Annotated in this window: 2 protein-coding genes; both read left to right on the top strand. The window is 45.6% G+C overall.

What is annotated here, in order from left to right; genetic code table 11:
• Positions 1-136, top strand: a 136-nt coding sequence (locus R7E78_RS29205) for a DNA polymerase III subunit psi (protein ID WP_318059029.1), incomplete at its 5' end; no start/stop codon positions are given.
• A 65-nt stretch (positions 137-201) separates the two neighbouring features.
• Positions 202-561, top strand: a 360-nt coding sequence (gene rimI / locus R7E78_RS29200) for a ribosomal protein S18-alanine N-acetyltransferase (protein WP_318059028.1), incomplete at its 3' end; no start/stop codon positions are given.

Below are 561 nucleotides of genomic sequence, written 5' to 3'. Positions count from 1 at the left end.
GTGGGTATGGTTTGCAGGCTGTGAAAGTAACAGTATGGAAAATGCTAAGCAGCTAACCTCGCCGTTATTGCAAGACATTGATGGCAACAATGAACAAAAACGCGCACTTTGGCAGCAAATTTGTTCTTACTCGTAACGTTTGTAAAAGATCGAATACCAAGCTCTATTGTGGCGCGGTATTTCGACCTAATAGGTTAAATCATGACGATTGAAATTCTCCCAATGTGCAGTGAGCATGTGGAGCAAGTTTGGCAAATTGAACAGCAAGCGCATTCTCACCCATGGGCAGAGTCGTTAGTGCGCGATTTGTCGAGTCGCGGTGCGTGCCATCACGTGATGGTCGAAGACGGCTCGGTAGTTGGCTACTTTTATGCACAAAATATTGTGGGTGAAGTGACGTTACTCAATATTGCGGTTGCCCCTGCTCTACAAGGAAAAGGCTACGGTCAAAAGTTATTGGATGCCTTTCTGAATCACTGTGAGCAAGCCAAAGCAGACAGCGCGTGGCTAGAAGTAAGAGAAAGTAACCATCCTGCGATTCATATTTATGAGCAAGCAGGT

The organism is Vibrio sp. YT-19(2023), assembly GCF_033337395.1.
The sequence above is the reverse complement of the archived record's forward strand: the minus strand, read 5'-3'. Positions and strand labels throughout refer to the sequence as shown.